Consider the following 21,426-nt stretch of genomic DNA (forward strand, 5'->3'; position numbering starts at 1 on the left):
GGGGATAAAATATGTTTGGCGACTGGATAAGCCTGGGCTTGCTGGGCTCGGCCTACGGACTGGATGATAAAAAAAGCATAGAGCTGGCGCAAAGCCTGACGTACCAGGACAAGCACAATTTGCTGCTTGGTTTCGATATACAGAGGATTGACGATATCGCAAGGGAGCATGCATACCTATTTGAAGAACAAGGAGATGAATATATTCGTGGCATATTTGCCCAAAAATGGAGGTTAACAGAGCAATGGCGGCCCGACGCGCGGCGGGGAGATAACTCATACCTGGCATACGTGTCCTCCTTAGAGGGCGGGGGGAAAGAAGAGGCTCGCGATATTCTACAGACAGGTATACGGGGATATCTTTTCGCTCACCTGGAGGTGGACAAAAAGCGGGCTGTTCTCACTTTGGAGTGGGCTGGGCATTGGCTCCAAGCCGAAGTCCCCGGCCTGACTCGTGCTTTTGTTGCAAAAGTCCTGGCCGAGCACGCAAAAACCACCACGCCACCACCACAACCATCGCCTCAAGGCCATCCGCCGACTTCATCGGCTCAAAAACCAGCCGATCCCTTCGCCCTTGCAGCGTGGAAAACCGCTGTTGACACTTACGAAAAGGACCACATGACCAGATCCAACGATGCATTACCGGCCAGAATGCGCGTTTTCCTGCGATCCCTGGAAGGGGTGCCGTTTTCGGACTTGGAGAAAGAGTTCCCTGGCCGCACAATCTGCCGCGACCTTGGCGCCGCGCGAAGCAGGGATGTCCCCCACCTCGAGGCCCTTTTCCCCCACCTCGTCACCCTCAATTTCTGAAATTGCACCTCAAATTGCATGTAAATTGCATCTGCATGCAATTTTATCTTGCTGATATTTCGCTGTTTTATTTTTCAAGAACCCTATATTTTGCACTAAAACTGCATTCTCCCCATCGGTCATAATCCCCATCAATTCAGCGCGATCCACCCCGGAACGCGAAAGTCTTCTTGATGAGGTGACTATGAAAAGTTCAGATTTGCCCTCAACCGGATTCCTGCGAGTCCATCAAATTATTGGCGACAAAAGGCGCGGTGTCCCGCCCCTTTTGCCAATTTCGAAAAGCTCCTGGTGGAGCGGGATCGCCAAAGGCGTCTACCCGAAACCGATCAAGATTTCGCCTCGGTGCTCGGCGTGGAAGGTTTCGGACATCCAGGCCCTGATCGCGCGGCTTGGTGAGGGAGGCGGCAGCGCCGAGCCGATCCAGAAAACGACCCGTCGCACCATCTGCCCGAAAGCGTGACGTTGCCATGCTTGACGCTCAAGGCGCCGCAACCATGTACCTCGCTACAGGAATTTCGGTTATCCCGATCCAGCCCGGCAGCAAGAAGGCCGCCATCAAGTGGGAGCCCTTCCAAAAGCGCCGCATGTCCGCCGAAGAGTCTCGGCAGCATTTCATCAACGGGTGCCAGGTTGCCATGGTAGGCGGCACCATTTCCGGCAATCTTGAATGCCTGGACTTCGACAAGCCCGACCTCTTTCAGCCTTTTCTGGACACCGTGGAATCGGTCAACCCGGCCCTGCGCGGCAAACTGACCGCGTGGCAAAACACTCCGAGCGGCGGTTTCCACGTTCTGTTTCGGTGCTCCGGGCCGGTCGGCGGCAACCAGAAGCTGGCCATGTCCGCCCGCTACAAGGACGACCAGGGCAAGCTCCGTCAGGACGTGTTCATCGAGACCCGAGGCGAGGGAGGATATTTCCTGGTGGCGCCTTCCAAGGGGTACGCCCTTCATGGAAGCCCTCAAGCGCCCCCTGTGCTCACGCCGGAGGAGCGCGACCTTCTTTTCCATGGAATCGCCCGTTCTTTTGACGAGGCGGGGCAACAGGCCCCGCAACAGCCCGCCAGAACCGAACACGGCAACGGCGAACGTCCAGGGGATGGGCTCAACCGGGAAGCCGACTGGCGGGCGTTCCTGGAAGGCGAAGGATGGACCTACGTCAAGACCGTGGGCGATCGTGAGCACTGGACTCGGCCGGGGAAGAACGACGGCTCCACTTCGGCCACCCTGAATGACCAAGGGCTGTTCGTCTTCAGCACCTCGACCCCGCTTCCTGCGATGAAGCCTTTGAGCAAGTTCGCTTTTTACACGCATTACAGGTTCGGTGGCGATTTCACGGCAGCGGCTCGCGAGCTGAGCCGCCAGGGGATGGAGGCGGGTAGCCAGGCGGCGGGGGTGGAGCCATCCGCCTCACAAAAAATCAACCCCGTCCAGCTATTGGAGGCTTTCGCCGTGAGCAAGGAATACGCCGGCAGGCTAGGCAAGGAAGAATTTTTGATACCGAATCTTTTGATCAAGGGCCATATCCTCGTGGTCGTCGCGCAGCCGGGCGGGGGCAAGACAGCGTTTTTCTTTCGCCACGTCGCGCCCTTGCTGTCCGAAAAAGGGTGCAAGGTCTTCTATCTCGATTGCGACTCGCCGGTATCGGACCATCCGCAAATGCTCGAGATAGCCGAGCGCCACGGGTTCAGGTTTTTGAATCCCGATGCAAACGTCGGTACCAGCATTGACGGGTTGAAAAATACGCTTCAACAGATCGCCGATGGCGACAGTGACCTGGACGGATTCGTCTTCATCCTCGACACGTTGAAAAAATTTGCCAACCTGATGCAAAAGGATGACGTCAAAAACTTCTTCAAATTGTGTCGCAAGTTGACCGCTCGCGGTGCGACGGTGGTTCTCCTGGCACACGCCAACAAATATCGCTCAGCTGAGGGGCACCTGATCCCGGAAGGGACCGGAGATGTAAGAAACGACTCGGACGACCTCATCATTTTCGAGCGCGTCAAAAATGCGAATGATGGCATTGATGTGACCACGGTGGTGGACCCGGACCGGAACGCCAAAACGCGAGGGATATTCCACCCGTTCTCGTTTCATATTTCGCCGGAACGCGAAATCACATTTTACAAATTCCCGCTGGCGTTGGGCGATCCGGGCCAAACCGCCGCGCTGAAGACGACGGACGAGGAAATACTTGAGGCCGCCACGGCAGCACTGGAGGAGATGGGTGGCTGCGCACAACAGGCCCTTGTGAACCGTGTCTGTGACCTGACAGGGGCGGTGGCCAAGCGAACTAGGGAGCTGATCGTACGGAACTCCGAGCGGGCGGACTTACTCCAAAAAGAAGGGCGCAGGTTTTGGTTCACGGTTGGTGCGCACAACCGATATTCGTACAGTCTGGCGGCGGTCACGCGGCCGCCGGAGCAAGTCCCCATGTTTGAGGAATCCAGTTTTGCAAAACTCTAAAAAAATCGTTGGCTGCAAAACTGAGTTTTTTCCAGCCCCCCAGGCACACCCAGGGGAATACTAATAAACTAATAAACTAACAAAACTGCATAGCCGTGTGTTTACAGGTGGTTACGGGCCACCACCCCCGCTCGTAGCTCTGGCCCAGTTTTCAGCTTTGCAGTTTTGCGGCCCTGTGTGCCTGGGGGCATGAAAACTGGACCGGACTCCGCAAATCGGATGCATTTCGGACAGGGACTCCGAGAAAATCGGGGTCAAGATGATGAACAAAAGTTTCGTGAAAAATTGAAGAGGTAAAACATGGATAATTTCCAGCGAAGAATACTTGAGGGACAGTTTTACCGGACAGCAGAGGTCCGGGGAACAATCGATGAAAAACGCCGCACGGTCGAGATCGCCTTCTCAAGCGAGGATCCATACCGGCGCTGGTATGGGTGGGAGGTCCTTGGCCACCGATCCGGCGAGGTCAATATGGAGTTCATGGCGTCGGGCCGAGCTCCAGTCCTGCTCGACCACGATCACCGTCAGCAGATTGCGGTTATTGAAAAAGCATGGATCGGCGCGGACAGCAAAGGCCGGGCCTTGATCAGATTTTCCAAGTCGGCCAAGGCCGAGGAAATTTACCAGGATGTTATCGACGGTATCCGAAAAAACATTTCGGTCGGGTACGAGGTCGAAAAGGCGGAACTGACCGGCGCGGATGACAACGGCGTCGAGGTTTTCCGCATGAAGTGGCGGCCATTCGAGGCCAGCCTAGTAAGCGTCCCCGCTGACACTACCGTCGGCGTGGGGCGGAATCACAGCAACAACTCTATGGAGCAAAAAATGAATAACGAAAATATCACCACCAACAACCAGCAACAGGCCACCAGCAACCAGACCGGCGTTGAAGCCGAACGTTCCCGCGTGCGGTCTATCCTAGCCGTTGGTCAACAGCACGGTTTCGAGGCCGACGCGGCCAAGGCTATCGAGGACGGCACCAGCCTTGACGGCTTCCGGGCTCATGTCTTGGGCAAGATGGAACAGCCAAAACCCGTAGAGAACTTTTCCCGGGAAGGGATAGCCCTTCGCCAACAGCGGCAGGCGGAGGAATTCAGCATCGCCCGCCTGATCGCCAGCCAGATCCCCGGATCCCATATCGGCGCCGAGCGCGAAATTGAAGTCAGCCACAGGCTCGGCAAGGAGTTTGGCAAGGAGCGTCAATTTCGCGGCTTTGCCGTACCCATGGGGCAGCCCCAAGAGCGCGAATTGACCGTGGGCACAGCTACCGCCGGCGGCCATACCGTCGCCACCAACCTGCTCGCGGGATCGTTCGTAGATATTCTGCGGAACCGTTCCATGGTTATGAACCTGGGCCCGACTATCCTAACCAACCTGATAGGGGACGTTGCAATCCCCCGACAGACCGGCAGTTCGGCGCCGTATTACATCGGGGAGGGTGACGACATCCCCGCTTCCGATGCGAGCTTTGATCAGATCCTGCTCACCCCCTATACCATCGGGGCGCGGACCTCTTACAGCCGGAAAGCCCTGCTCCAGGCCTCGATCGATATGGAGCAGTTTGTCCGGCAGGACCTTGGCAAGATTCTCGCCCTGGGTGTTGACCTGGCGGCCATCAACGGCACCGGCACAAACAACCAGCCCCTTGGCATCCTGAACACTTCGGGTATCGGTGTGGTTGCAGGCGGCGAGAACGGCGCGGCTCCGTCCCATGGGGACATGGTGGGACTGTGGGCACAGATCGCCAACGACAACGCCGATGCGGGCAACATGGCTTTCCTGACCAACAGCAAGGTTTGCGCCAAGCTGATGACTGTTGATAAGGGCACCGATACCGGCGAATTCGTCATTCAAAACCTACCGGGGCAGGATGGCTTTACCCTTGCGGCTGGTATGCGTTGCGGCATCAGTAATCAGGTGCCGAGCAACCTGACCAAAGGCACTGCCACAGACTGCTCCGCCATCATCTGCGGCAACTGGGCAGACCTGTTGATTGGCATGTGGGGTGGGCTCGACATCATCGTAGATCCGTACAGCGACTCCGCAAGCGGCAAGGTACATGTCACTGCGTTTCTGAGTTTCGACGTGGCGGTGCGGCATCCGGAATCATTCGCGGCCATGCTGGACGCTTTAACGGTATAGCGAGGGCGGACAACTTGAACGGGGCCGCCCTCGTTCCCCGGCGCCTTCGGCATTGGGGACACCTCATCCCTTCAAGGCTGGTGCCGACTACCAGCGGGGCAAAGTCGGAAGCCCGCGAGGACATCCGGGGGATAACCATCCCCCGGATGGGGTTTCAACATCAGGAGATGAAGCAATGAAGCCAAAGTATTTTTGGGTGCAGGTCTACTCGGACACCGGTGAAGGCGAAGGGACATGGGTACAAGTGGTGCAGTGCTCCACCCGCTGCGAGCACTATCAGCGACTAACGGTGCCGGGCCGGGGTGTGACGCCCTGGTGCTGCTTCGGAGAGGACAAGGCACATTGGCAGCGGGTCCAAGGCGTCGTTCCAGTGGCCGATTGCCCAAAGGAGAGGCTGACAAGATGAGCAAAGTTTTCGTGAAGATCTCGCAGGCGGGGGGGAACTACGGGGTGTTCCCCTGCCCGATTTGCCAGGGAAGAGTGGACCTTAAGTTCTCGAATGGTGCCGGTTGGTGCGGGAAGTGCGGAGCCACTTTTCATGACTATGGCTATACCCCACGCTTCCGAGCACCAGGCGACCCGTTGAAGGCAACCTATTGGCGATGGCTTGGAGTTGATCGGCGACACCTCGCGCCCTGTCGCTGATCGGTGACATGAAAATGGGTCCTTCCCAGACGGCCTCAGCTGCGGGTGTATCGCGCCTCGACCTGTCGCTGGTTACGAGTTTGAAATTATCCATTTCCGCGTCCGCTTTCGAAACGCCACCATTCGCATTCACCCTTGCCCATGACTCAAAAATCGAACTCGGGCCGCCACAGCGCGAAATAGGGCCTATCGGTGTTCATGCCTCTGGCCAGCATTGCGAATCCAAGCCCCCCTACCCTTCAAGTCCATTGACAGCTGCGCCGGCAGCGCGTAACCTTCTGTCAAATTCAGTGGTCACCGCTGTAACGATGATTTCTATCTTGGTTGCCGCCATGCGTTGGAATATTGGGTGGTTTATTCTATTATTGCTCGCTGGGCCGACTGCCTGGCTACTCTGCGATCTGATTCAGCCGAGCACGACCACGATTGCTTTGATTTTCTTTGTCATCCCTTTTTTCGGGCTTTGCTGGTATGCCTTCATCGGAATACTGCGCCTCCTCTTCACCCCATGGGGAAAAATAGTGGGGGACGCGCTCAATGCAATCATCGAAGAAGAGAAAGAGGAGGAAAAGTTTTCAGCGTCGTCAAAAAGAAGCTGAAACTTTCGGACAAATGTCCGCAGCTGCGAACATTTCAGACATTTCAGCTATAGCTCTCCTCGAGCTCACCAAAGCCGCACCCTTTCTTGGCGGCGACGCGCCGCAAAGTGCAGAGCGCCAAATCTTCATTGACAATCCGTCCGATCCAAGCGATTATACTTATGCCGCGTCAAAAAAAGGCGTGGCCGGGTTTAGCGACCCGACTTCTCGGCGGACGCACCGCCACCATTTTTCATGTTCGGCGGTTTTTTTGCGTCCACAGCATGGCATTGCTCTTTTCATTTTCCCCCACAGATGGGAAAATTGTCTTTGGGCGGTGGTGTGTGGGAGGCCTCGTGCCTGCCGGTTCCGAGAGCCGGTTCGCTAACCCGCATACCGCCGCCCTTTTTGCGTTTAGCGACGTGGAAGGGCTCAAAATTCTTTCTCGGAGCTTTCGCCATGAACAATTCCACCCACCCCACCCGCACCCTCAGCGACCAAGAAATGCAATGGACCGAGGACGGCCTTGACCGCATCGAGGCCACCAACTGCTCGATCCAGGGCCTGACAAGCATGCTGATCACCCTGGCCGAGATGATGAACGACACGTCCATCGATCCACACTACCGCCGGGAACTCGGCTCAAAGGCGGTCATGACGGTTGCCTACGCCGTTGACCACCTGACGGAAAATATCACGCACCACCAAGAGGAACTCCAAAACATCCTCGACGGAACGGCCGAAGCGGCGCACAAGGCACGAATGGATTGCCTGTCGGCACGCCTGGCGCAACGGAGGCGAAAAGTTGCTCCGACATAATGTCGGAGCAACCGCGATCTATCATCTTACCGCCCCATCGGTCCCTGAGTCTGCACGCGCCGAGTCGGTCGGAGTACGTACTCCGACCGGGAATCGTTCGGTGCGAAATAATTTCGCACCGAACGACTCGCTGAGATCGAACGGGAAATTTTTACCTGAACCTTCCGGCCCCGGATAAAGCATGAAGACAATCGTTTTTTGCGGCGCCAAGGCCATTGCTGAAGCTGTCGGCATCCATTGGCGGCTTTTGCCCCATTACGTCAAGGAACATGGCCTTCCGGCTTTCAAGATCGAAGAGAGGGGCAGGTGGCTTGCCTTGCCCGAGGATTTGCACGCCTGGGTGGAGAGGATGCGGGATGAGAGCTTGAAGCGGTGAGACGTCAAGAAAACGTCATGAATGCGACATGTATTCCGCTGTGGGTAGAAATGTGGGTAGATCGGAAATTATATGTTTTCAAATTAAGTAATATCAATTATTTATAATGGAGGTTCGAATCCCTGCTTCGCTGAACAAAACAAGCCGTAACCATTTCAACTGGTTACGGCTTTTGCATTGCACGATGCGGCCACGGAGCAACCGCCCTTGTCATCGGTCATTTGGGCGCCTGTCGGGGGACCGCAGCCGGCTGCGCCGGCGTGACCACATTGGGCATTCCTGCAACCCCGAGGTAGAACACGGCCAGCTTGACCGGCTCGGCACCCCGGTTGCTGCCGTTGTGCAGGGTGTTCACCACCTCGATCACCGCCTCGTCCGGGCCGAAGGTCCGGGAGGTGCCGTCTTCCAGTTCCACGGATAGGGTGCCGGACACCACATAAGCATAGACCGGCACTGGATGCGCATGCCAGCCGGTGCTGGCCCCCGGCGCCAATTCCACGGTCATGGCGGTGACCTCGGCCTTGTCGGTTTGAGGATACGCGATCGGCTGGCCATTGCCGGTAACCGTGGTCTTGCACAGCACCTTTGCCGTCACGCCCGCTTGGTAGCCGTCGCTCCAGGCGGACCCGGCCAGCAGCCCTAGCGCCAGCCCGCCCACTGCAAGGACGCGCCACCGCGCCCACCTCCAACCCTTCATCGTCTTTTCTCCCATTCTGGTGCGCGGGCCAAGCGCCCGCCGCGTGGTTTTCCCCTCAGGTCGAGGGGACTCCCCTTCTCTTCCCGGCGGGCGATTTCAGGCACTGCCCGCCGGTCCCTTGTACCTGATGGCGATCATGGTCACGTCGTCGGATTGCGGCGCATCGGCCGCATGGCGGGCGACCTCGGCGCGGATGGCGCGGATCATCCCGGCCAGTTCCTGCCGGGCAACCGCCTGCAAAGCCTCCAGCAGCCGTTTCTGGCCGTACAGTTCCTCGTTCCGGTTGCGGGCCTCGGTGATGCCGTCGGTATAGAGGAAGAGCGTGTCGCCCGGCCGCAGGACAATGCGTTCGGCGGTATAGGCCACATCCTCCATAGGCCCGAGGACGAATCCCGCCTGGACCGGCAAGCTCCGCGCCCGGCCGGCGCTGATCAGCACCGGCGGATTGTGGCCGGCGTTGGCGAAGCGGACCTCGCCGCTTGCCGTGTCGAGGATGGCGCAGAACACCGTGGTGAACATGCAGCTGTCGTTGTCGGCGGCCAGAATCCGGTTGACGCCGGCCAAAATCTGGTCCGGCTCCCCCAGCCGCTGCCCCTCGGCCTTGAGCAGGGTCTTCGCCACCATCATGTACAGGGCGGCGGGCACGCCCTTGTCGGCCACGTCCGCCACCAGAAAGCAGAGGTTGGTGTCGTCGATGAAGAAAAAGTCGTAGAAATCGCCGCCCACCTCCTTGGCCGGGTCCATCAGGGCATGGATGTCGAACTCGGGCCGGTCGGGAAAGGCCGGGAACAGTCGGGGCAGCAGGCTGGCCTGGATGTCGGTGGCCATGTTCAGCTCGCTTTGGATGCGCTCCTTGGCGGCGGTGGTTTCGGTCAGGTCGCGGATGTAGTCCTTGAGCGCGCCGGTCATGGCCGCGAAGGCGAAGGTCAGCTTGCCCACCTCGTCGCCGCTGCGCACGGCCGGCAGCGCGGCGTCGAAATTGCCCGAGGCGATCTCTTCCGTCGCCTCGGCCAGCGCGCCGAGCGGGGCGGTCACCCTGCGGGCGATCCAGTGCACCGCGGCGGTCAGGAGCACAATGCCGGCCAGGGCGATGCCGGCGACCACGAGGGTGAGGTTGCGCACGTCCGCATACAACTCCGCCTCGGGGAAGACAACCCCCAGGGTCCAGCCGGTGGAGGGCACCGGCGCGTAATACATCAAGGCGCGCATGCCGCGGAGATCGGTGTAGGCGGCGAGGCCGGACCCGCCGCGCACCATCTTCCGGCCGAGTTCGCGGAGTTCCGGTCTGTCGAGCGATTCGGTCAGGCTGAAGATGGTTTCGTTCATGATCAGGTCCCGGTTCGGATGGGTGAGAAAGGTGCCGTTGCGGGAAAGCAGGAAACTGTACCCGGTTTCCAGCACCCGGATGGATGCCATCAGCTTCGTCAACCATTCCAGGGAGACATCCGCCACCACCACGCCGCGCACGACTTTTTCGCGACCGTTGTCCAGAAAAACGGGGACCGAGCAACTGGTCATCAGTATCCCGTGGCCGCCACTGTCGAAGTACGGCTCGCTCCAGGCCTTTCTGCCCAATTCCTTGGGGATCTGGTACCAATCCCGGTTGGGATACTGGGAACTGTCTACCGGGTCGAAGATCAGGCGGTCGCCTTGCCGGAAAAAATACGGAACAATGGGCGTGGGGGGATTGAAGGCGGGATCGGGTTCGAAGGCCGCGCCCAACCCATGGATGTCGCCGTTGTCGGCAAGGGTGTCCTTCAGGAGGGCGGCAAGGCCCTGGTCGGTGTACTCGCCCATTTCCAGGGAACGGGCCATACCCTCGGTCACCTTGCCAATGGCATGAAGCGTGGTTTCCACCCGGTATATCGAGGCCAGCACCAGGTTGGCGGCATCGTTCCTCATCTCCTTTTTCAGGGCGACCCGGGAACGATAATAAAAAGAGCCGATGGTGACGGAAAAGATCAGGATGGTACACACCGAAACGACCAGGGTAAAGGTCGAGGCAATGCTTTTAGTTGCGCGCATCGTCGCCTCCGGTGAAGGTTTCGTAGTCCGGAACGGTGGCGATGCCTCCGTGATCGCGCAGTATCCTGCCGGCGGCCTCATACGCGGCCGGCTGCAGGCGGCCCATGACGCCATCGGCGTCCGCCGGGACGATCAGGTCGCGCATCCGCGCCAGCATCCAGCGCTGGTGGGCCCGGCTGGCCGGTATGTTGGCCTGCCGCATGATGCGGAGCACCACCTCGATGGTCTCCTCGGGATGATCAAAGGCGTAGCGCCATCCCTCCAGCGAGGCCTGCGCGAAGGCCCGGGCAAGGGCGGGGTCCTTGCGATAGGCCCGCTCCAGGGCGTAGAGTCCGTCCTCCGGGAAGGTGATGCCGTGTTCGTGGAGCGAAAAGACCTGCAGTTCGTCGGGATTGACGCCGGCGCTGAGGATGGTGTGGTATTCGTTGTACCACATGGCCGAAGCGGCATCGATGCCGTCCAGCAGGAAGAGATTGACGGTATAGGCCTGGGGGATGCGCCGGACGCGCAGGCGATACGTGTCGAGAAAGGCGAGGATCGGCAACGACAATTCGCCGTTCCACAGACCGACTTTTCTCTCCATGAGATCGTGGGGCGCGGCGATGCCGCTCGCCTTCTTGGCCACCAGCATCAGCGACGACCGCTGGACGATTTGGGCCAGGTTGACCAGCCTGGGGCCGGCAGCGTCCTGCTGCAGGGCGGTTGCCAACCAGAGCACGGCAAAGTCGGCCTCGCAGGCGGTCAGGGATTCCACGGCCGACCGGCCGGGACCGCCTTCGAGGATGTCGATATCGAGGCCATGGCGGGCATAGATGCCCTGTTCCCGGGCCATGTAATAACCGGCGAACTGGGCCTGGGGGCTCCACATCGGCATGAGGCGGGCCTTGCGCAGCGCGCGTTCGTCGGCCATCGCCGTGGCGGCGAGCGCCAACAGCAGAACCAACAGTCCCATCATACCGGCCCGCATCGTCCTCCTCCGGGCGTTCGCCCCGGTGTGTTCCGTTCCGTGCATGTCCCTCGTGTCCGCTTGTGTCCGTATTTGAATCCGTCGCCCAGGGGCACCTGCCCCACTCTCGGCGGGCCGCTGCAGGTGCGGCGCTGTCCGTTCAGGCGGCGTACCTCCACCTGCGGGCCTCGCTGACCGGGCAGGCCGACAATGGCAACCGCACGCTCCCGTCGTGCGGGCCGCCGAAGCTCCCATCCCGTTTTTGCCGTATTCTTTTTTTGTTATGCCCGGTTTCGGACGGGAGTGGTAGCACATTTTCCACCGCACCGGCGTGTCCGAGCGTGTCCGATTTTCCGGGTCCGTTTCCGCTGACGCGCATTCCCGATGGCAAAAGCGGGAAAGAACGTTTAAAAGGTGGGGAACCATTTTTTCGCCGGCCAGAACCAACCGGCAAGGCACCTGATCCGGCTCACTGCCTTCCATAGCCCGCACAGCCGCAGCCATTGCTCCGCATCCATGAAATTCCTGTTCGAGTTCCTTCCGGTCCTGCTTTTTTTCATCGCCTACAAACTGTTCGACATCTACATCGCCACCGGGGTGGCCATAGCGGCCACCGTCGTCCAGTGCGGCTGGCTGTGGCTCACGACCCGCAAGGTCGGGACGATGCAACTGGCCACCCTGGCCATCATCCTCGTCTTCGGGGGGCTCACCCTTTTCCTCCGCGACGAGCAGTTCATCAAGTGGAAGCCCACGGTGATCAACTGGCTGTTCGGCGGCGCCTTTCTGCTCAGCCAGGTGGTGGGCCGGAAAACCGCCATCGAGCGCCTGCTGGGAAGCAACCTGACCCTGCCCCCGCCGGTCTGGCGCCGCCTCAATCTCGCCTGGACAGCCTTCTTTTGTATCCTGGGCGGGATCAATCTCTATGTCATGACCTATTATGACCGCGATACCTGGGTCAATTTCAAACTGTTCGGCATGCTCGGCCTGACGCTGGCGTTCATCGTGGCGCAATCCTTCTATCTGTCCAGACATATAACGGAAGCGCCGGAGGATTCCAAATAATTCCGCAGTATTCCTGATCGGGGAAAAGCTCCCCGGCGTTCTCTGGAACAGCGCCGGAACGTGCGGCTGCGTCGGGAGGCGACCACGCCGGAGGAATACCGGCGGCGGCCGGATAGACGGGGAAAACGCGGGACGCGGAAGCGCCCCGTGAAGAGGGGGGCGGCTCAGACCTCCTTTTCGTCCACCCGCCGCATGCCTTCCATGATCAGGCCCATGAACCCGCCGACCACCGGCAGCGTCTTCTCCTCGTCGGTGAGGCCGCCGGTATAGGTGAAATTGCCGTCGGTTTTCGCCAGCAGGGCGAAGAAGGCATCCTTGCCGGCAAGCTCCCGATAGCGGGTGTCGACCAGTTCCCCTTCGTGGAAGGCCACCACCGCGCTGCCGTCGTCGAGCGTCAGTTGCACCTTGCCCGTTTTCTGGCTGGAATTGATCAACTGGAACAGTTCCACCGGGTTGATCTCCGAGAGCCGGCCGGTCATGCCCGAACTGATGGTGCCGGCCCGCATGGTGTTGGCCTGGGCGCGCTCCACCAGCATCCGGTAGAAAAAGACCTGGAGCACCGGATAGCGATTGAGGACGTGCTTGAAATCCTTGCTGGAGAGCGTGGCCAGGCGGGTCTTTTCGCGGGAGTGGATGGAGGTGGTGATCGGCTCGCCGGACAACAGGCTCATTTCGCCGAAGATTTCCCCCACGCCCATCTCGGACAGGGTCTGGCCCTCGTCGCCGATGACCGCGACCCGGCCCTCGAGCACGATATGGAGGCTGGTCCCCGGCTCGCCCTTCTTGAGGACGATTTTATTGGCCTCGAATTCCTTCAACTGGAGCTGCGCGGTGAGATCGCGCAGGCTGTCTTCGTTGAGCGGCTCGAAAATCTCCAGCTTGCGCAGCACATCGTAGAACCGGTCCAGATGCCGCATCCGCGCCTTCTGCTCGGCCACGGCCAGCAGCTTCATCTGCAGCGTGGCGAAATCCTTTTCCTTCTTGAACTCGAACCGGATCAGGCCGGTGCAGCCGCCGCACTCGAACTTGACCCGCTGCGGCCCGATGGGCGAAAACCGCTCCATGCTTTTCTTCTCGGCCACGGCCTTCAACAATTCGCGCACCATCAGCAGGCAGACGGGCTTGCCCTCGGGAACGGTCAGGGCCGCCTGCTCCACCTTGAATTCCTCGCCGACGTTGTAGATCGGGCAGGAGCGCTCCTCGGTGACGATGAAAATCGCGTTACGGTATTCCATGATGCTCCAGCGGCGGGTTGAAAGCGGACGGGCTGCGGATTACGGGATGTCCGGCGATGCCGGACCGATGCCGCTCAATCGGAACGGCCCAGCAGAAGATAGATGATCAGCCCCAGGAGGGCGGCCCCGCCAAAAAGAACCGGCAGCACCTTGCCCACCTGCAGGTGGCCGTCGACCACCAGGGTCTGCATGTAGGGCGTCCCCGAGGCATACCAGGCGCCGATGAGGGCACCCAGAATGATCATGTCGCGGAAGGCCTTCTTGTACAGCAGGTAGCCGGCCAGCACGATGAAGGGGATCAGAAACCACGGGTTGGTGAACAAACCCGCGACATCGACCGTCTTGACCTGTTCCACCAAGTGCGTCTTTTCGATGAGCTGACCGACCGAATCGGCAAAGGTGCCAACATTCATCCTTTTCTCCTTGAATTCAACGGGAAGGTTCCCGGTCGAGAGCCGGCTCCCTGAGGCAAGCGTTGTCCTTTTGTGGCGATGCCCGCGGCCGGAATGCTCAACCTGCATTCATGGTAGCAGCGGCAATCCGCTTCGTCAAAACGAAATCAACGGGGTGCGGGTGGAGCCGTTGACCGGGAATCCTTCCGGCCCGGCATGGCGTTCACAGGCCCAAGCGCCGCAGCAGCCGGGCAAGATCGGGCCGGTCGAGCCGGGTGAGGCCGAGAGTCCGGGCCGTGTCCAGGGCGCGGCGGTATGCCTCGCCGGTGACGGTGCGGCGCAGTTCCTCGTGCTGGCCGGCCCGGCCGCAGGGATGGTACTGGGCCATGAGATTGACGTAGGTGGCCGGGGAGAGAGTGGTGGCGATGAAGCCGAGGATCGCCTCCGTTTCGGCGAGCAGCCCCGGCATCAGCAGGTGGCGGACCAGCAGGCCGGCGCGGGCGATGCCGTCGGGGCCGATATCCAGGTCGCCGACCTGGCGGTGCATGATCGCCAGGGCCTCGCGGACCCGCTCCGGATAATCCGGGGCCTCGGCATAGCGATTGGCGGTCTCCGGCCGCCAGAACTTGACATCCGGCATGTAGATGTCGACCGCGCCGGCCAAGAGCGCCAGGGTTTCGGCGCTTTCGTAGCCGCTGCAGTTGAAGACCACGGGGATGTCGAGGCCGGCGTCGAGGGCGGGAATGAGCGCCGCCAGAATCTGCGGCACCACATGGCTGGGGGTGACCAGGTTGATGTTGTGGCAGCCCATGGCCTGCAATTCGAGCATGACCGAGGCAAAGCCGCGGGCGTCGACCTCCTGGCCCGAATCGCTCCCCTGGCTGATGTCATAGTTCTGGCAGAAGCAGCAGCAGAGGTTGCAGCCGGCGAGAAAGACGGTGCCGGAGCCGCCCACGCCGACCAGGGGCGCTTCCTCGCCGAAATGGGGGCCGTAGCTGGCGATCCGGGCCAGGGCCCCGGTGCGGCAGCGGCCGGTCTCGCCGGCCAGCCGGTCGACCCGGCAGCGGCGGGGGCACAGGGTGCAGCAGGCCAGCATCCGGTGAGCCCTGTCGGCGCGCTCGCGGAGCAGGCCGCGGGCATGGAGGGCATAGGCGGCGATGGGCATGGCGACCTCCCGGCAAGGTTTCGGGACGCACGGCAACGACGGCTTCCGTCCAGAGACAGCCCAAGGCAGGCGGTTACTCCCCGCCGGCCGCCATCGCCTTGAGCAGGGCCTCTAAGCCCATGGCCTGGACCACGGTCAACAGCTCGTCATGATGGAAAAAACCGGCCATCAGGGCCGCGAACTGAGTGGCGAGAAACAGGGTGTCCGTGTCCGTCTCCTGGCCGAGCAGGCGGCGGCAGGAGGCGATATCGTCCATCTCGACCGAGGCCAGGATCTCGTTGAGCCAGTCCAACTGCGCCTCCTCGAAGTGGAATTCCGCCATCGCCTGGGCGTACATGGCGACAATGGCCGCCCGGTGGTCGTAAATGGCGTCGAGGTCGTTGGCCCCGGCCGCATCCAGCACCTGGCGGATCTGTGCCAATACCTCTACCCTGTCGTCGTGTTCCTCTGCCATGGTCGCGCCTCCTGATGAAAAAAGTGAATGTCCGGCATCGTTCCGCAGGCGCTTACGATGCCTGCGGCTACCGTACCAGGGCCTGTGCCTGGATGGCGGTGATCGCCACGGTGTTGACGATATCAGAGACCAGGCAGCCCCGGCTGAGATCGTTGACCGGTTTGTTGAGCCCCTGCAGGATCGGGCCGATGGCCACCGCCCCGGAGGAGCGCTGCACCGCCTTGTAGGTGTTGTTGCCGGTGTTGAGGTCCGGGAAGATGAACACGCTGGCCCGGCCGGCCACCTCGCTCTCCGGCATCTTCTGGCTGCCCACCGCGTGATCGATGGCCGCGTCGTACTGGATCGGGCCATCGATCTTCAGCTCGGGCCGCCGCTGGCGGGCCAGCAGCACCGCCTGCCGCACCCGGTCGACATCCTCGCCCTGGCCGGAATCGCCGCTGGAGTAGGACAGCATGGCCACCACCGGCTCGATGTCGAACATGGCGGCGGTCTCGGCGGAGCGGATGGCGATCTCGGCCAGCTCCTCGCTGGTGGGGTTGGGGTTGACGGCACAGTCGCCATAGACCAGCACCCTGGTCTCGAAACACATGAAAAACACGCTGGACACCACCAGCACATCCGGCCGGGTGCGGATGATCTGGAACGCCGGCCGCACGGTGTGCTGGGTGGTGTGAATGGCGCCCGACACCATGCCGTCGGCCCGGCCGGTATGGACCATCAGGGTGCCGAAGTAGCTGACATCGTTGATGGCGTCGCGGGCGTAGTCGCGGGTGGCCCCCTTGTGCTTGCGCGCCTGGTAGAGGCTTTCGATGAATTCCTCGCGCAGCTCCGAGGTGCGGGGATCGATGATGGCCACGTCCTGGAGCTTCAGACCCAGGGAGGCGGCCCGGCTGCGGATGATCTTCGCGTCGCCCAGGAGGGTAAGGTCGACCACCTCGCGGGAGCGCAGGATCTCGGCCGCCTGGAGGATGCGCTCTTCCTCGCCTTCGGGCAAAACGATGTGGCGGCGCATGCTCCGGGCCCGTTGAAAGAGCGAATACTCGAACATCAGGGGCGACATGGTGGCGGATTTGGTCTGGATCACCTGTTGCTCCAGGCCGGCGGTGTCAACATGGCTTTCGAACACGCCCAGGGCCCGGTTGGTCTTCTGTTCGTTGTGCGGCCGCAGGGTCCCTCTGATTTCGCCGGCCCGCCGGGCCACGCTGTAGGTGTCGCCGTCCATCAGGTAAATCGGCATGGCCAGGCCGTTGATGCCGTCGAGCAGTTTCACCATCGACGGACTCGGCTCCATGCCGCCGGAAAGAAGCAGACCGGCAGGCGAGGGGTAGTGGCGCGAGGCGATGGCCCCCAGGGTGGCGAAAATGATGTCCGGCCGGTCGCCGGCGGTCACCACCAGGTCGTCCTCCTCGAGAAAATCGATGTAGTTGGCCGGGCTCATCGCCGCCACCTTGATGGCGTGCACGTCGCGCTGCATGCCGGAACGGGGGCCGCTGAAATGGCGGGCGCCGAGTTCCTGGGTGATTTCCTCCATGGTCGGCATGCTGAATCCCGCCATCTCCGGCAGGAAATCGAGCCGATAAGGTTTGTCGCGGTGGTGGGCGCGGATCTCGGTCTCGGCCGCCGCCAGCAGGGCGGGATCGATCCGGTTGACGAAGATGGCCAGCAGCGGGCACTGGTACTGCTCGTAGATTTTTTCGGCCACGCCGATGTTTTCCTCGATTTCCTCAATGGTGCGGTCGCGGCCGTTGACCACGTGGAGGGTGGGCGTGCCCAGCTCGCGGGCGATGCGGATGGAGATGTCGTAGTCGAAGGCATCGGACATGCCCACGATGGTCGGCCCCTCGCACAGGAGGAAATCGCACTTCTTGCGGACCTCGCTGAACTTGCGGACGATCTCGCGGAACAGGAGCAGCTCCTCGCCTTCGGCGATCATGGTGCGGGCCAGTTCGTGGCTGACGCCGGCCATCTCGTCAAAACGCAGGCTGATGTTGTAGCGCTGCTTGATCAGGTCGATGTCGTTGTCGTTTCTGCCGTCCCCGGGAATGATCGGCCGGAAAAAGCCGACGTGGTCGATCCGCCGGGAGAGCAGTTCCATGACGCCCAGGGTGACGACCAGCTTGCCGCTTTCTTTTTCCAGGTTGGCGATGTAGAGACTGTCGGCCATGGCGCGCCCCCTTGCTGACGGCGGAAGTGAAGAACAATGCCGGCTGTCATGATAGTTGACCGGGGCCGGGATGGCAAGAGCCGTCACACTGCGGTGCCCGGCCGGACACCGACAAGTCGCTTTCCGGCGACTGGTCACCGCGATGGCGGCCTGTGGCGGCACCCCCGTGCGGCGGCATTCCGGTCAGGAATTTTGTAAATTCGCGCATCAGTGCTGCCGGCTGCCCCGGCCGTGCCATCAATCTTTTTTCTGTTTTCCGGAGAAAACGGTGGGTCTCCTTGAACCGCCTCCGGGAAGCGGAAGGGAAATCGCCAACATCTTCGGGTTGTTCTGGCTGAATGGTGCATCATTGTTTGGCCGCCTTAAACGGAAATTAGGCGAAAAAAGGGGGAAAATCGGGCCAAACCCCTTGATTTTGTTCGTTGACAGCACTTTCCAACTCATTTATAGTCACCGGAACGTTGGAAAAAGCAGGGAAAAGAGAGGCAAATCCAAGATAATTCAGCAAAAAAAGGAGGAGAAAGAAACAAGCCAGAGCCACGAAAAGTACATATGCAGCTAGCAGGTCAACTAAACTTCAATTAAGGGGGAGTGCATAAATGTCAGAGCAAACTACTTTTCCAAGATGGATACCATTACTTGGAGGTCTTTTAGGCAGCACCACTTGCGGTTTATTGTTGTATGCGTTTAGCGTTTTCATCAAGCCTCTGCAGGCGCAGTTCGGCTGGTCGGTACCCGACGTTGCCTTGGCCTATGCCATCATCTGCCTGATCTTCGGCTTGATGACCTTTCCTGCTGGTCGTTTGAGCGACAAATACGGTCCGCGGAACGTCGTCCTCATCGGCGGTATCATCATGGCCTTCGGCTTTTTCATGGTTTCCACCATCACCCCTCCGGACCCCGCGGTTATCGCCGCCGGCGGCGACGCCGCCAAGGCTGCCGGGAAAACCCAGTTGTATCTGCTCTATCTCTATTACGGTGTCATCGCCGGTTTTGGCGGTGGTTGCGTCTACCTGCCGCCGATCGCCACGGCGCCCAAATGGTGGCCCGATCGCCGCGCCCTGGCCACCGGCTTCACCGTTGTCGGTCTTGGCCTCGGCTCCTTCATCATGGCGCCGATGGCCACCTGGATGATCAACTCGCCGACCATCGGCAATGGCAGCGCCCTCCCCGTTTTCAAATATGTCGGCATCGCCATGGGCATCATGGTTGTCCTTGCCGCTCTCTGCCTGAAAGTGCCGCCGGCCGGCTACAAGCCCGCCGGCTGGAATCCGCCGGCTCCCGCCGGTGGTTCCGGTGCGCCCAAAGCCTATCGCGACTATACGTATGAAGAGAGCAAGAAAACGCCGCAGTTCTGGCTGCTGTGGGTCGCCTACTTCTGCGGTTCCTTTGCCGGCCTGATGGTTATCGGCCTGATCGCCGCACACGGTATCGACGCCATGACCCTGGTGAAAAAGGCTGAACTCGGCCTCGATGCCGCAACCAAACTGCCCGCCGACCAGGCCAAGGCCATCGCCATGGCCGCCGCCGGCGCGCCCAGCACTCTGGCCATCTTCAACGCCCTGGTCCGGATCATGATCGGCCCGCTGGCCGACAAGATCGGTACCAAGAAAATCTTCGTCGCCCTGTTCGCCCTCCAGGTCGTTGCCATGCTCCTGCTCTTCCCGGCAGGTAAAACCGCCGCCATGCTGGCCGCTGTCGCCGGTCTGATCGGTTGGAACTACGGGGCCATGTTCACCCTGTTCCCGGCCACGACCCTGCAATACTTCGGCGCGACCGCCCAGGGCTCCAACTATGGTCTGCTGTTCACCGCCTGGGGCGTGGCCGGTTTCGCCGGTCCCTATCTCGGCGGCCAACTCAGGGCCATGACCGGCTCCTTCTTCGTGCCCTTTATCGTCTCGGCTGTGATCCTGGCCGTTGCGGTCCTCATCCTGACCACCCTGAAGGCGCCTGAGAAGAAACACGCATAACTCAGCCCGTACCCAAGGACCCAAAAGGGCGTTCCGGTTCTCCGGAACGCCCTTTTTTTCTGCCCGGCCGTGCCCTCAAAGGGCACGTCGCTTCACTGCCGGATCGTGATGGCGATGACGGTGATATTGTCGTGTCCGCCCGCCTCGTTGGCCAGAAGGACGAGCCGCCCGACCAGTGCGCCGGGATCGGATGGATGCTGCCGGAGACCGGCGGCTATCGCCTCGTCGGGCACCATGCCGGTCAGGCCGTCGGTGCACAGCAGCAGCACGTCGCCGGGCGCCACGGTCACCGCCTGGATCGAGGGCTGGACCACGGCCTCGGCACCGATGGCGCGGGTAATCACATGCCGCTGGGGCGACTGCCTGGCCTGGGCCTCGGTCAGGGCGCCCTGCTCGCAGAGGGCGTGCACCAGGGAATGATCGCTGGTGATCCGGGTCAGGGCACCACGGTGCCAGCGGTAGATCCGGCTGTCGCCCACATGGGCCACCAGGGCCGAACAGGCGCCGAACCAGACCAGGGCCAGGGTGGTCGCCATGGTGGTGCCCAGGGCCAGCCGCTGTTCGTAGGTGTGGCGATTGGTCGCCGCGATGATGGCGGCGAGGCGGGAGTGCGACGGCTCCCGGTCGGAGGGTGGTGGCGGCGAGGCCGGCATCAATTGGCGGAGGCGGGTCAGGGCGGTGCGGCTGGCGACATCCCCGGCGTCGAGACCGCCAAGGCCGTCGGCCACCGCGAAGAGCCCGGTTTCGGGCGCAAGCAGGAGGGCGTCCTCGTTGTTGGGCCGGATTCGGCCGGGATCGGTCATACCGGCATACTCCGCCGCCATCCCGGCGAGATGACAGGTTCCGTGCATCAGAGACATCGACCACCGTCCCGGGGAACAACGATCCGCGCAGCCACCGTGACCGCCGTCAGCGAACCGTGAATGCGTGCCGCGTGCTTCGTGTCTGCCCCTGGGCGCTGACCTGCATGCTCACGGTGTATTGACCGGGTTTCGCCGACCCGGGCACGGCGAAACTCAGGGTGTTTTCCCAGGTGCCGTTTTCCTTTGTGCCCGATTCGTCCTTCAGGACCGTCAGGTTCTTCCCGCCCCTGCCCAGCGTGCTCTTTTCCCGGACCACCACCCCTTTTGCCGGGGCGCCGCTGATCGCGTACCGCAGGATCAGGGTCACCTCCTCCCCTGTGTGGACCTCCGTCGGCACCAGGGCGGACCGTTCGATTTTCAGGGCCAACCCGCCAGCGGCGGGCGTGGAGGGACGCTGTCGACGCGGCGGCGTCCCGCCGGTGATTTTGCGCGTGGTCTGCCGGATCGAGCGGCCCATGTCGTCAAAAAAGGCTCCCAATGTGTCGAGCGGCCCTGCCTGGGCGACCGCGGAGCCGGTACCGGCCCCGGCGGGGAGCACCATGAAGGCGCAGACGGTGGTCAGGAGGAGACCGACGGCGGCCAGCAGCGTGGGAAGCAATCTGTCAGGCATGAGGGC

At 61.3% G+C, this 21,426-nt stretch carries 20 protein-coding genes; 9 read left to right on the top strand and 11 right to left on the bottom strand.

Annotated elements, in window-relative coordinates:
• The first annotated feature begins 11 nt into the window (after positions 1-11).
• From Q362_RS0102965 to Q362_RS18850, 7 genes are all read left to right on the top strand, one after another.
• Positions 12-809, top strand: coding sequence for a hypothetical protein (locus tag Q362_RS0102965; protein WP_028317470.1), 798 nt, complete (start codon positions 12-14; stop codon positions 807-809).
• Between the two features lie 184 nt (positions 810-993).
• Positions 994-1,272: a helix-turn-helix transcriptional regulator gene (locus Q362_RS18845; protein WP_035215393.1), complete on the top strand. Its 279-nt coding sequence runs from the start codon at positions 994-996 to the stop codon at positions 1,270-1,272.
• 7 nt (positions 1,273-1,279) lie between these two features.
• The gene (locus Q362_RS0102970) at positions 1,280-3,277 is read left to right on the top strand and encodes a bifunctional DNA primase/polymerase (RefSeq protein WP_028317471.1); all 1,998 of its coding nucleotides are present in this window, start codon (positions 1,280-1,282) and stop codon (positions 3,275-3,277) included.
• Between the two features lie 300 nt (positions 3,278-3,577).
• Positions 3,578-5,419 carry a phage major capsid protein gene (locus Q362_RS0102975; protein ID WP_028317472.1) on the top strand — a complete coding sequence of 614 codons (1,842 nt, stop codon included), beginning with the start codon at positions 3,578-3,580 and terminating at the stop codon, positions 5,417-5,419.
• Positions 5,420-6,072: 653 nt separating this feature from the next.
• Positions 6,073-6,663: a hypothetical protein gene (locus Q362_RS23405; RefSeq protein ID WP_157469846.1), complete on the top strand. Its 591-nt coding sequence runs from the start codon at positions 6,073-6,075 to the stop codon at positions 6,661-6,663.
• 438 nt (positions 6,664-7,101) lie between these two features.
• Complete coding sequence (locus tag Q362_RS0102985; protein ID WP_028317474.1) at positions 7,102-7,461, top strand: hypothetical protein; 360 nt, start codon at positions 7,102-7,104, stop codon at positions 7,459-7,461.
• Positions 7,462-7,642: 181 nt separating this feature from the next.
• Entirely contained in the window at positions 7,643-7,837 is a 195-nt protein-coding gene (locus Q362_RS18850) for a hypothetical protein (RefSeq protein WP_051553551.1), read from the top strand.
• A gap of 217 nt (positions 7,838-8,054) precedes the next feature.
• Here Q362_RS18850 and Q362_RS18855 read toward each other — a convergent pair whose 3' ends face one another.
• The 3 genes from Q362_RS18855 to Q362_RS0103005 form a co-directional block, all read right to left on the bottom strand.
• Positions 8,055-8,534 (bottom strand): cupin domain-containing protein, encoded by a 480-nt coding sequence (locus Q362_RS18855; protein WP_051553553.1) that lies wholly within the window; start codon positions 8,532-8,534, stop codon positions 8,055-8,057.
• 96 nt (positions 8,535-8,630) lie between these two features.
• Complete coding sequence (locus Q362_RS0103000) at positions 8,631-10,559, bottom strand: SpoIIE family protein phosphatase (RefSeq protein WP_028317475.1); 1,929 nt, start codon at positions 10,557-10,559, stop codon at positions 8,631-8,633.
• Positions 10,546-11,514: an ABC transporter substrate-binding protein gene (locus Q362_RS0103005; RefSeq protein ID WP_035215444.1), complete on the bottom strand. Its 969-nt coding sequence runs from the start codon at positions 11,512-11,514 to the stop codon at positions 10,546-10,548. Before Q362_RS0103005 ends, Q362_RS0103000 begins: the two co-directional genes overlap by 14 nt.
• Positions 11,515-12,021: 507 nt before the next feature.
• Here Q362_RS0103005 and Q362_RS0103010 point away from each other — a divergent pair.
• A complete protein-coding gene (locus Q362_RS0103010) occupies positions 12,022-12,567 on the top strand; it encodes a septation protein A (protein WP_028317477.1) in 546 nt (181 codons plus the stop codon).
• Positions 12,568-12,731: 164 nt separating this feature from the next.
• Here Q362_RS0103010 and Q362_RS0103015 read toward each other — a convergent pair whose 3' ends face one another.
• From Q362_RS0103015 to Q362_RS23410, 6 genes are all read right to left on the bottom strand, one after another.
• Positions 12,732-13,802, bottom strand: a complete 1,071-nt coding sequence (locus tag Q362_RS0103015) for a cyclic nucleotide-binding domain-containing protein (RefSeq protein WP_028317478.1) — start codon at positions 13,800-13,802, stop codon at positions 12,732-12,734.
• Positions 13,803-13,876: 74 nt separating this feature from the next.
• Positions 13,877-14,215, bottom strand: a complete 339-nt coding sequence (locus tag Q362_RS0103020) for a hypothetical protein (protein WP_028317479.1) — start codon at positions 14,213-14,215, stop codon at positions 13,877-13,879.
• A gap of 202 nt (positions 14,216-14,417) precedes the next feature.
• A complete protein-coding gene (locus tag Q362_RS0103025; RefSeq protein ID WP_028317480.1) occupies positions 14,418-15,359 on the bottom strand; it encodes a radical SAM protein in 942 nt (313 codons plus the stop codon).
• A gap of 73 nt (positions 15,360-15,432) precedes the next feature.
• Positions 15,433-15,813, bottom strand: coding sequence for a hypothetical protein (locus Q362_RS0103030; RefSeq protein ID WP_028317481.1), 381 nt, complete (start codon positions 15,811-15,813; stop codon positions 15,433-15,435).
• A gap of 67 nt (positions 15,814-15,880) precedes the next feature.
• Positions 15,881-17,977 (bottom strand): phosphate acetyltransferase, encoded by a 2,097-nt coding sequence (gene pta / locus Q362_RS0103035; RefSeq protein WP_028317482.1) that lies wholly within the window; start codon positions 17,975-17,977, stop codon positions 15,881-15,883.
• A gap of 237 nt (positions 17,978-18,214) precedes the next feature.
• Positions 18,215-18,421: a hypothetical protein gene (locus Q362_RS23410; RefSeq protein WP_157469848.1), complete on the bottom strand. Its 207-nt coding sequence runs from the start codon at positions 18,419-18,421 to the stop codon at positions 18,215-18,217.
• A gap of 155 nt (positions 18,422-18,576) precedes the next feature.
• On the opposite strand from Q362_RS23410, the gene Q362_RS0103045 reads away from it, so the two are divergent.
• Positions 18,577-19,947 (top strand): L-lactate MFS transporter, encoded by a 1,371-nt coding sequence (locus Q362_RS0103045; protein WP_028317484.1) that lies wholly within the window; start codon positions 18,577-18,579, stop codon positions 19,945-19,947.
• A 92-nt stretch (positions 19,948-20,039) separates the two neighbouring features.
• Here Q362_RS0103045 and Q362_RS0103050 read toward each other — a convergent pair whose 3' ends face one another.
• Entirely contained in the window at positions 20,040-20,798 is a 759-nt protein-coding gene (locus Q362_RS0103050; protein WP_169737353.1) for a PP2C family protein-serine/threonine phosphatase, read from the bottom strand.
• A 58-nt stretch (positions 20,799-20,856) separates the two neighbouring features.
• Positions 20,857-21,420: a hypothetical protein gene (locus tag Q362_RS0103055; RefSeq protein ID WP_157469850.1), complete on the bottom strand. Its 564-nt coding sequence runs from the start codon at positions 21,418-21,420 to the stop codon at positions 20,857-20,859.
• Positions 21,421-21,426 lie beyond the last annotated feature (6 nt).

The sequence above is a fragment of the Desulfobulbus elongatus DSM 2908 genome (genome assembly GCF_000621145.1).
Lineage (GTDB): Bacteria > Desulfobacterota > Desulfobulbia > Desulfobulbales > Desulfobulbaceae > Desulfobulbus > Desulfobulbus elongatus.

What these genes read in the sequence shown, in the direction of transcription:
- Q362_RS0102965 (WP_028317470.1), top strand. Translation starts at nt 12, where the DNA reads ATGTTTGGCGACTGGATAAGCCTGGGCTTGCTGGGCTCGGCCTACGGA.
- Q362_RS18845 (WP_035215393.1), top strand. Translation starts at nt 994, where the DNA reads ATGAAAAGTTCAGATTTGCCCTCAACCGGATTCCTGCGAGTCCATCAA.
- Q362_RS0102970 (WP_028317471.1), top strand. Translation starts at nt 1,280, where the DNA reads ATGCTTGACGCTCAAGGCGCCGCAACCATGTACCTCGCTACAGGAATT.
- Q362_RS0102975 (WP_028317472.1), top strand. Translation starts at nt 3,578, where the DNA reads ATGGATAATTTCCAGCGAAGAATACTTGAGGGACAGTTTTACCGGACA.
- Q362_RS23405 (WP_157469846.1), top strand. Translation starts at nt 6,073, where the DNA reads ATGAAAATGGGTCCTTCCCAGACGGCCTCAGCTGCGGGTGTATCGCGC.
- Q362_RS0102985 (WP_028317474.1), top strand. Translation starts at nt 7,102, where the DNA reads ATGAACAATTCCACCCACCCCACCCGCACCCTCAGCGACCAAGAAATG.
- Q362_RS18850 (WP_051553551.1), top strand. Translation starts at nt 7,643, where the DNA reads ATGAAGACAATCGTTTTTTGCGGCGCCAAGGCCATTGCTGAAGCTGTC.
- Q362_RS18855 (WP_051553553.1), bottom strand. Translation starts at nt 8,534, where the DNA reads ATGAAGGGTTGGAGGTGGGCGCGGTGGCGCGTCCTTGCAGTGGGCGGG.
- Q362_RS0103000 (WP_028317475.1), bottom strand. Translation starts at nt 10,559, where the DNA reads ATGCGCGCAACTAAAAGCATTGCCTCGACCTTTACCCTGGTCGTTTCG.
- Q362_RS0103005 (WP_035215444.1), bottom strand. Translation starts at nt 11,514, where the DNA reads ATGATGGGACTGTTGGTTCTGCTGTTGGCGCTCGCCGCCACGGCGATG.
- Q362_RS0103010 (WP_028317477.1), top strand. Translation starts at nt 12,022, where the DNA reads ATGAAATTCCTGTTCGAGTTCCTTCCGGTCCTGCTTTTTTTCATCGCC.
- Q362_RS0103015 (WP_028317478.1), bottom strand. Translation starts at nt 13,802, where the DNA reads ATGGAATACCGTAACGCGATTTTCATCGTCACCGAGGAGCGCTCCTGC.
- Q362_RS0103020 (WP_028317479.1), bottom strand. Translation starts at nt 14,215, where the DNA reads ATGAATGTTGGCACCTTTGCCGATTCGGTCGGTCAGCTCATCGAAAAG.
- Q362_RS0103025 (WP_028317480.1), bottom strand. Translation starts at nt 15,359, where the DNA reads ATGCCCATCGCCGCCTATGCCCTCCATGCCCGCGGCCTGCTCCGCGAG.
- Q362_RS0103030 (WP_028317481.1), bottom strand. Translation starts at nt 15,813, where the DNA reads ATGGCAGAGGAACACGACGACAGGGTAGAGGTATTGGCACAGATCCGC.
- pta (WP_028317482.1), bottom strand. Translation starts at nt 17,977, where the DNA reads ATGGCCGACAGTCTCTACATCGCCAACCTGGAAAAAGAAAGCGGCAAG.
- Q362_RS23410 (WP_157469848.1), bottom strand. Translation starts at nt 18,421, where the DNA reads ATGAGTTGGAAAGTGCTGTCAACGAACAAAATCAAGGGGTTTGGCCCG.
- Q362_RS0103045 (WP_028317484.1), top strand. Translation starts at nt 18,577, where the DNA reads ATGTCAGAGCAAACTACTTTTCCAAGATGGATACCATTACTTGGAGGT.
- Q362_RS0103050 (WP_169737353.1), bottom strand. Translation starts at nt 20,798, where the DNA reads ATGCACGGAACCTGTCATCTCGCCGGGATGGCGGCGGAGTATGCCGGT.
- Q362_RS0103055 (WP_157469850.1), bottom strand. Translation starts at nt 21,420, where the DNA reads ATGCCTGACAGATTGCTTCCCACGCTGCTGGCCGCCGTCGGTCTCCTC.